At 37.8% G+C, this 9,995-nt stretch carries 5 protein-coding genes and 2 pseudogenes; all 7 read right to left on the bottom strand.

Translation table 11 applies throughout. The features are described 5' to 3' along the window. Positions 1–1,287, bottom strand: a pseudogene (locus tag ACFIJP_RS09835) (hypothetical protein); the annotation flags it as partial. Between the two features lie 171 nt (positions 1,288–1,458). Further along, positions 1,459–1,578: pseudogene (locus ACFIJP_RS09830) on the bottom strand (hypothetical protein); the annotation flags it as partial. Between the two features lie 1,300 nt (positions 1,579–2,878). Next, a complete protein-coding gene (locus ACFIJP_RS07915) occupies positions 2,879–3,307 on the bottom strand; it encodes a hypothetical protein (RefSeq protein WP_375626808.1) in 429 nt (142 codons plus the stop codon). A gap of 25 nt (positions 3,308–3,332) precedes the next feature. Next, the gene (locus tag ACFIJP_RS07910; RefSeq protein ID WP_375626806.1) at positions 3,333–3,611 is read right to left on the bottom strand and encodes a hypothetical protein; all 279 of its coding nucleotides are present in this window, start codon (positions 3,609–3,611) and stop codon (positions 3,333–3,335) included. A 976-nt stretch (positions 3,612–4,587) separates the two neighbouring features. Further along, entirely contained in the window at positions 4,588–4,989 is a 402-nt protein-coding gene (locus tag ACFIJP_RS07905; protein WP_375626804.1) for a hypothetical protein, read from the bottom strand. A 75-nt stretch (positions 4,990–5,064) separates the two neighbouring features. Next, positions 5,065–5,259: a hypothetical protein gene (locus ACFIJP_RS07900; RefSeq protein ID WP_375626803.1), complete on the bottom strand. Its 195-nt coding sequence runs from the start codon at positions 5,257–5,259 to the stop codon at positions 5,065–5,067. A 731-nt stretch (positions 5,260–5,990) separates the two neighbouring features. Next, a partial coding sequence (locus tag ACFIJP_RS07895) for a YadA-like family protein (protein ID WP_375626801.1) occupies positions 5,991–9,995 on the bottom strand: 4,005 nt, incomplete at its 5' end.

The raw sequence follows: 9,995 nt of genomic DNA, 5'->3' as shown, positions 1-9,995 counted from the left end.
AATCTTCTCTATACTTTTATCAAGTTGGGCTTTGTTAACGGCTTCATCATCATTAACGGCTTCTTTTAAACCAGAAACTGTACGAGCATCACCTGATTTGTTTGCAACATTGATTTTAGTCCCACCTGTTGCTTTACCAACAGTGATAGTACCTTCATTTTCCTCCTGCTTAACAAGGCTATTTTTCGTCGCATTCGTAATCTGATTTTGGATATTCGTGATAGAATTATCAACAGTACTAAAAGCAGATTCAAAATCATTATGTGGTTTGCCCTGAATAGTGTAAGTGGGAGCCTTACCGTTAGACACATCTGCACCACCCCCAAAATACTTCGATATATTTTGAGAAATTGTTGTCAGATTATTCGCAACAGTGGTAACATTCTGATTAGTCGTAAAGAGCTGCGAACCATTTACAGCATCCGTTGAGTTAGCAGAAACATCTCCATTATCCAAAAATGTGATTTTGCTGTTTGTTTTTTCTCCGTTTGGACCATGCAGAGCAACAAACGCTTGTTCCTTTTCGCTCCACAAGAGGGAATCTTTAGAGACACCATCAATTTTCTGACTAAACTCATTGGATACATGTGTTAAGCGGCTATTCACATTCTTTACATTTGCGTCAAGACCTGTCAAAGCCTCACCAACATTTTCAAAGGTTTTCTGCCCCGCAGAACCATCTGCAGAAACTGTAGATAAATTATACCGTGGTCCTACAAAAGCACCATTCTCGAATGAGGCATCACCACCAAAATAGTCTGCTATATCTTGGGAGATTTGATTAATTTGGCCCCCATTGATTGCATCATGCGATCCTTGCGCAATCATGCCATCTTTGACGTTATGAAGGGCAACAGGGACTTGGTTATTCATCCCACCTAAAGTTACGCTACTATAATTAACAGCACCGTTTTCTTTATCATAGAGAACTGCAGCAGCACTTGTGAGATTAATATCATTAGAAATCTTCTCTATACTTTTATCAAGTTGGGCTTTGTTAACGGCTTCATCATCATTAACGGCTTCTTTTAAACCAGAAATTGTACGAGCATCACCTGATTTGTTTGCAACATTGATTTCAGCCCCCCCTGTTGCCATACCAATGGTGATACTACCTGCTTCTCCTTCCTGCTTAACAAGGCTATTTCCTTCTATTTGATTTTTTATCTCTTTTAGCTGCGCAAAATTCACTGCATCATTAGGGTCTTGCCCGGCTGCCACTCCTGTAATCTGTTTATTGCCAGCATCAATACCATCCACAGTTATTCTAGCCCCATTAGCAAACATAATGCCATCATTATTCATAGAGGAGTTCCCTGCAGTCACACTTGTCACTGTAATATTATCTGCTAGATCAAATTTTACATTATTGTCTTCCGCACCTTTTGTAATCGTAAGGTTGTCACTTGCAACTGACAAATCTACAGTATCTTTTATACCAACGGCTTTAGCATTTTCACCCCCAACAGACAAACTCCAACCTTGGTCTACGTATTTTTGTAATGATCCTAACTGCGCAACATTCACAGCATCAGTACTATAAGTACCAGCTGCCACCCCCTCAAGCTGGCGCGTCATCTTATTTACATCATTACCAATAGTTGCTGGCCCCGCATTACTTTTCCATATCTCATTATCTACCTTTGATGGGCTTTTAGTGAAAAAATCGAAACCGGGAGCACCCGCACCCGCCTTACTCGAAGAACCTTCCCCAAGAATAACCTTTCCATACGCCCGCGTTTCAGGCCCAAACCCTATAGCAACAGTTTCATTACTATCAGCCCTCACTCGTGAAGAATAAGCATTTAAGAATGCATCCCTAATATCATCTTGGTTATTATATCCGGCATCTATCGCGATATTACCTAGTCCTAAAGCGTGCGCTGTAGAGTCTATAGCAACACTTTTCCCCTTTGCCGTATATTTCTCTGGATCTAAAATAACAGCGCCACCCACTGTAAAGATATTTTGCGCATCTTTCCATACAGACCTTCCGTCGACTGTTAAAACATTTATGACAGAATTTTCCCTCCCCATACCACTTGTATAATCATTATAAGCAGAAAGAGTACTTTGCGGATAAACCACGGCAGCATTCTTCACATTTTCAAGAGATGCTTTTGTTAAATCGAGATTTGCTGAAAAAACAGGAGAAGCATTCGATAAAAACAATGCCACCGCAGTTCCTAATGAAGCCACTTTAAACAATGATGATCGATGATGTGAACGAGAAAAACTCAAATCACGCAGATTTTGTGTAGTATATAATTTTTTCATAATACCCCCTCATAATAATAGATTAAAAGCACAAAAAAGGTATGCTCTAGAACTCTAAAGCTTTCTTATTTCCCTTGCGTGTTCCTGCTTTTACAGCATGGTTTAGGACATAAATAAAATTAAGACATAAACTGTTGTTTCTACAGCGTCTTTGAAGGTTAATTAGGGGCAGGTTCGTGAAAGTCAATTTGAGGAAAGTAAAAAAATACTTAATATTAGAATTGATTTCTTTTTTCTACCAAAGGCTGTGTGTCGTTTTTAGCTTTGACCTCTTTGAAAAAAGTATAATTTTTGTGCCTATTGATCATCCGTTTAGGCATCAGTTTATTTTTCGTGAATAAGATTTTTTACTTCATTAGAGGATTTATGAAAGCTTTTTACTAAAATGCCCCCGCTTTGATGAGGCAAGAGCAAAGAGCATATTTAAGAAAAGTTTTTTGCTTATCTAGTTCAGTATTAAATTAAGCCCAATACCTACACCCCAATGACCACCAGAACTCGTTGCGGAGAGATTGGAGCAGATTCCATCTTCTGACATATAACCGGCTCTGATAGCAAAGACGGATGCACTACACCAATGCATCCGTACCAAATGAAATGCTTAAAGTCCAAGGGTATCTTCATAACTTAAATTCGATACTGCTAAATCTATGGCTGCTACTTGTCTTGCCTCTTTCCGAACATCTCCAACAGTATAACTTAACGCTGCAAACTTTATTTCTGTATACGAATAAACCTTTTTAACAGCATCCTTTACAATATTAGACACCTTCTCATATGTATATTCTTTCGCTTTATCGAGAATCATATCTGTCTGCTTTTTCGTATAATCATGTAACTGATCACCGTTTACCGCTTCTTTCGAGCCTTCTTCTACCTTTCCACCCTCTACATTGATAATCTTACTCGCCTTCTTATTCTTATCAACACCACGACCTGCATTATACGCTTCTTCTTTTTTATCCCAATTTAAACTATTCAATGATACATTCTCTTCAACGTCCTTTATGCGATCGTTGATATTTGACATGCTTTCATTAACGCCTTCAAATGCATTAGCACAACATCGTTATAGCTTTCTCGCCCTTCATACCATCTTTATTGAATGCTTGAACTTTAAACTCAGGCGCCATCCATCTGCCTTTCTTACCATAGTTTTCTCCTCCACCGAAATATGCTGCAAATTGATTTTTTAATGAATAAATCTGGTTCCCTGTTATAGCATCTGTCGAGCCTTCTGAAATATCTCCATCCAAAAGATGCGTTATCTTGCTGTTTTCTTGCTTCTCTCCATGTTTTGCAAAAAAAGCTTGATCCTTTGTGCTCCATGACAAAGAACCCTGCACACCCCTCAGAGACTTCTTTAATACGATTATTTATATTCTTGATATTGGTATCAAGACCTGTAAAAGCTAAGCTAGAATCGCTATATGATTTCTTTATTACCGTACCTTTTTCATCAATCTGAGATAATTTATAAGTAGGAGCTGTAAAAGTACCATACTTAAATTCAGCATCTCCACCCAAAAATTTTGCTACATCCGTTGAAAGGATGTAAACTTGTTCTTCATTGATAACATCAGTGGAATTTTCCGTAATTTATCACCCTATATTCGCAATATCGATTTTATCACCATCTATATCCGTACCCATGGTAATGTATTTTGTTGCTGTATCCTGTTTTACAAAAATACTCACTGCTATTTGTTCTTTTATTTCGTTCAGTTGTGAAAAATTCACTGCATCAGTATTGCGAGTTCATTCTGCAACATTTGTTACTTTTTTACTCGCCGCATTAATAATGCCGGCGGTTATTTGCAGGCCATCAGTAATTACTAAGCCTGTTGTATCTACTTTTGTTTTCTCTCCTAATGTTATGCTTTTTAATGCTATGTCATTAGTCAAACCAAATATGAGCTTATTTTCATCGTCCTTATCTCTTCTAACCCTGAAGTTACTTCCTCCGGATAAAAATTTATTGTATTATCTAGCAACCACATCTTTAGCTGCCTCACCAGCAATAGGCAGTTTCTAACCTTTTTTCTTACGAATTCTTCTAAATCCTGCAACTACCTAAGGTTCACTGTATCAGCAGGTTTGCTACCAGCTGCTACGCCTATAATTTGTCGCGTTATGTTCTTACTAGGAACACCAATATGCACTGCACCTTCGTACTTTTCCATTGAGATTTGGTGTTTTAGCCGGTCCTTGTAGAAGAAACGTATACCAAAAAAACGCCAGCATCCCTACCAAGCACAGAGTTGTTTCCGATAGCAATACCCCCTTTAGCCATAACGTTAGAATAAGAACCTATAGAAATAACTTCTTGAGCAAATGCATATGCACCAAAGAGCAATCGAACCATATGCTAGCTTTAGAAACAGCTCCTACAGCTGTATAATCATTATCTCCATGTTCACTCTTCTTATTATATTCACCATCTATTGCAACGCTGTTTTTACTTAAAGCGTGAGCCATATTGCCCATAGCAACGCTCCCTTCTTTTTCCGCTTGCATTCCACTACCTAAAGCAATACTTGTGTTTGGAGTACGTTGCGTACCTGTAGATCGTTGCATTCTTGTAATGAAATCATGTCGCAAGATGTCAGATCCATCAATAATCGTTACATCTTCGTTGTTTTCATAACTTATTGTAATTGTAGAGTTATTGTTCATCACAAATTGCGGATCGGTAAGACATCTCTCATTCAAACCATCCTTACTCTTAAATAGACAGCGTATTGACGAGAAAATTGACATAGCCACTATCGTCTGTAGAAGCATCCACTATCGGCGCCATTGCTGTGCTGTATTAAGTGCTGTTAAATAACTTGCTTTTGATAAATCAAACCCTTTTGAGAGAGCACCAATGCTGTTAGAATTAGCATACACAGAAAAGAGCATTTTTCCTTGAGAATAGCTCTTTGTTGCTCTTGCCATGGCTTGAAGCGACTGTTCTATTATATCAATTTTTTTCGCCAAAACAGGAATAGCATTCGATAAAAAACAACTATCACAACTCCCAATGAAAACGTTACTACAAACAACCGATAAAATAAACGCTGAAAACTTGAGCTATTTCCTTTGAATGTGATTCAATAATTTTTTCATAACAAACCCTCAAAAAAACCATGCCTAAAACATAAATAAAGACATATTTTGAATTGTAAGAATTTGCACTATTTGCTTCTTATACTCGTAATTAGGTTAAAACAATTTGGAGAAATTAAAATTTTACTATGAAGCTACAAAAAATGAAACTGATTAAAAAAACATAATATTTTTAAATATTCTATTCTTAAGATAATTTGTCATTTAAACAACAAGAATTTTAATGAAAAATTATAACGATACCAATATAAAGCATAGGTTTAACACTACACGAAAATAAAAGCTAAAACTGTCTCTTTTTAATAAAGGGTCTATTCGTACTCACATTGCTTTATGAACTTTAATAAATCAAAATAACAAGATAGAGCAATAACCTTATTACCTAGTTATCAAAAAAATAGTAATCAATTTTTTGAATCTTTACCACTAAGGTCTTTTATTCTCAATAAAAGTTGTAATAAGCTTTTTATATTCGGATTTTATATAATTACGGGAGTTTTGTACATTTAAAATAGCTTTAGAGGGCTCTGGAAGAAGGTAAAAAAATTGCCCTTTTCTTAAATAAGAAAAAGGCAAATCAATTTTATGGATTCAGTCGTTTATTAGTTGAGTATCACATTAACCCCTGCACTTATACCCCAGTGACCTCCAGAAGTGGTAATTGACAAGTTGGAACCAATATCACCGTTCTCTGAAGTATAACCAGCACCAAAAGCAAAAGCAGATTGACTACGCCATAAACCACTACCAAATGCAATTGTTAATTTTCCGGGAATATCACTATAGCGTAAACCAGCTACCGCTAAACCAACAGCTGCTGCTTGTCTTGCTTCCTTGCGAACATCCTCAACAGCGTAACTTAATGTCGAAAACTTCATATCCGTATAAGAATTAGCCTCGTTAACGCCATTATTGACAAGACTACTAACTTTCTCATCCGTATACTTATTGGCATCCTCAAGAACCGTCTTCATCTGCTGTTCTGTATAATCATGTAACTGACCTCCATTAACAGCTTCTTTCGAACCATTTTCAATCTTTCCATCCGCTACATTGTCTATTAACACTGGAGAACTGTCATCTCCACCAACTAATGTAACTTTATTAGTCTTTTTGCCTGTTTCATCTTTATCATATTGGACTGAGCCCTCCGTAACTTTAGTTTCAATACCCTTGACCTGATCTGTAATCATCTGCTGGGTTTTCCAAAGCTGTCCTCCATTAACTGCTTCTTTCGAATCTTCGTCTACTTTCCCATCCTCTACATTGATAATCTTACTGGGACTCTTAACCCCCTGATCATCAGCGTGAGACGCATCATAGCTTCCTTTTTCTTCATTCCAATTCAAACCATTCGAAGCAACATCCTTTGCAACTTCTTTTATACGATCGTTGATCGTACTCATGCTGTCATTAACAACTTCAAAGGCTTCAGAGACACTCTTACGCTCCTCTTTATCGCCTTTCGTACCATCATCATTGAATGCTTGAACATAAAATTTGGGTCCTTGCCAGTTTCCTTCCTTATCATAACCAGCTCCTCCTCCAAAATACGAGGCAAATGTCTGTTGAAGAGTATAAATCTGACCACCATTAATCGCATCCGTCGAATCTTCTGATATCTTTCCTTCCGCAAGGAACGTGATCTTACCGTTTTCCTTTTTACCTTCTTTCTCATGCTGTGCTACAAACGCACCCGCATCATCACTCCACAACAATGCATTTTGCTCAATGTTTCCTGAAATCTCATTATGAAGATTCTTGAAGACCTTATTAATACCGGCAAACGCCGCTGCAATGCTATCATAATCCTCCTCTTCAAAGCTGCCATCTTCTTGGAAAGTCATTATCTTGAAACCTGGAAGGACCCAGCCATCACCATCATACTTAGCATCACCACCAAAATACTTTGCTAGAGACTGATTCAGATCATAAATCTGTCCGCCATTAACCGCATCACTCGAGCCTGATACTATAGAGCCATTCGCAAGCGATGTGATCTTGCTGTTTGTCTTCTCTCCGTCTTTTTCTCCATGCTTGGCTACAAAGGCGCCTGTAGTCTTATCCCACAACAAAGCATCACCTTGAACCTCTTGTGTAATATTCGTGACTTTTTCTTTAAAGTCTTTAACGATGTTCTGCACATTCTTATCAATTCCTGCAAAGGCTTCCGCTACATTATGATGTTCCTGTGGATCACCTTCCGTACCATCTGCGTTGTAGGTTTTAAGAGTGAAAGTTGGGTCGCTCCATTCGTCATCTTCATATTTAGCATCACCACCAAAATACCTTGCTAGCGTCTGATTCAAAGAATAAAGCTGTCCGCCATTAACCGCATCACTCGAACCTGATGCTATAGAACCATTCGCAAGTGATGTGATCTTGCTGTTTATCTTCTCACCGTCTTTTTCTCCATGCTTGGCTACAAAGGCTTTGTCACCATCGCTCCAAGATAAAGAATCTTGTGCAACTCCCTCTGAAACTTCCTTAATACGAGCGTTAACAGTCTTGATATTATCATCAAGTCCTTTAAAGGCAGAACCAACATCGGTATGCGGTTTATCTGTTACTTCACCATCTTTATCAATACTGGATAAATTATAAGTTGGCCCTTTAAAAGTGCCATTATTAAATTCAGCATCTCCACCCAAGAATTTTGCTACATCCGTTGAAAGGATGTGAACCTGTCCTCCATTGATAACATCCGTTGAGTTTTCCGAAATCGATCCTGCGGCTACATTATGCAGCGCAACAGGTTTAGCATCCTTACCTTTACCAAAAGTTACATTTGTATAATCAATTTGATCATCTGTTGTTTTATCGTAAAGAACAACAGAAGAACTATCAGATAAAAGGGTATCAGAAAGATCCTTCAAACCTTTATCAAGTTGACCTTTGTTAACCGCTTCATTATCCTTTGTTGCTTCCCCAACACCAGAAATAGTCCGTGCTGCACCACTCTTGTTTGCGATATTGATTTCACTACCGTCTACTCCTTTACCAATGTTGATAACATCTTCATTTTTCGTAACAAGCAGATTACTGATTACATCGCTGATCGCATTTTGAACCTTTGTGAAAAGTTTACCCACACCTGAAAATGCATCTGATACATTCTTGTAGCTTGATTCAGCTTCAGTGCCATCATCATTGATGGTCTTGAGCTTAAAATCAGGAACATTAAGTTCTCCATCCTTATATTCAGCGTCATCAGAAAAATATTTTGCAACCTGATCGCCCAATGAATAAAGTTGGGAACCATTTACTGCATCCGTCGATTCTTTCGTAATATCTCCTACAGCCAACGATGTGATTTTACTGGCTTTTCTGTCATCTCCTTCCCCATGCAGAGCGACAAAAGCTTTGTCACCATCGTTCCAAGATAAAGAATCTTGTGCAACTCCTTTTGAAACTTCCTTAATGCGAGCATTCACATTCTTGATATTATCATCAAGTCCTTTAAAGGCAGAACCAACATCGGTATGCGGTTTATCTGTTACTTCACCATCTTCATCAATATTCGATAATTTATACCCTGGTACTTTAAAGTTTTTTCCATCAAAGGATACATCTCCACCTAAAATTTTTGATAAATCCTCAGTGATTGTATGAAGCTGATCGCCATTAATCGCATCACTCGAGCCTGATATTATAGAACCAGCAGCAAGCGATGTGATTTTGCTGTTTTCCTTTTCTCCATCTTTTTCCCCATGCTTGGCTACAAAGGATTGTGCTTTATCATCCCACAACAGAGCATCGCCTTGAACAGATTCTGTGATATTCGTGACTTGTTCTTTAAAGTCATTAACGATGTTCTGGAAATTCTTATCAATTCCGTCAAAGGTTTCCGCTACATTATGGTAGGTTTGTTCTTCAACTTCATTGCTCTCTAAGTTGAAAATTTTGAGTTTGAAGGTTGGTTCGTTTAATACGCCATTCTCATATTTAGCATCACCGCCAAAATACTTCGCAACTTCATCGCCCAATGAATAAAGCTGGGAACCTGTTATAGCTTCGTGCGAATCTTTCTCTACCTTACCATCAGCGACATTAACAATCTTGCTCGCATCCTTCTCACCATGAGCAGCATTGTAGGCACCACCATCACCTACACTACCATCCCAATTTAAACCATTCGAAGAAACGTCCTTTTCAAACTCCTTAATACGAGCATTCACATTCTTGATATTCTCATCAAGTCCTTTAAAGGCAGAACCAACATCGGTATGAGATTTATCTGTTACCTCACCATCTTTAGAAACTGTCGATAAATCATACTTTGGTTGTTTAAAGCTTTCACCATCAAAGGATAGACCGCCACCTAAAATCTTTGATAAATCATCTGTGATAGTATGAAGCTGTCCGCCATTAACGGCATCTGTCGAATTTGCGTTAAGATATCCACCCGCAAGACCTGTTATTTTTTTACCTGCAGCATCAATACCATCCGCTATTATTTTAGGGCCATTTTCAATAGTTAAGCCTGTTTTATCTAAAGTAACGTCTTTTAATTTTACGCTGTTTAATGTGACATCTTGTGCCAAATCAAATATTATTTTTTTGTCTTTACTATCTCTTGTATCACTATTTTTAATCTCAAAGTTTTT

Source organism: Bartonella sp. MU37NMGALS (assembly GCF_042194015.1).
Taxonomy (GTDB): Bacteria; Pseudomonadota; Alphaproteobacteria; order Rhizobiales; family Rhizobiaceae; genus Bartonella; species Bartonella grahamii.
Note: the sequence above shows the minus strand (reverse complement) of the source record. Positions and strands in the feature narration are given on the sequence as shown.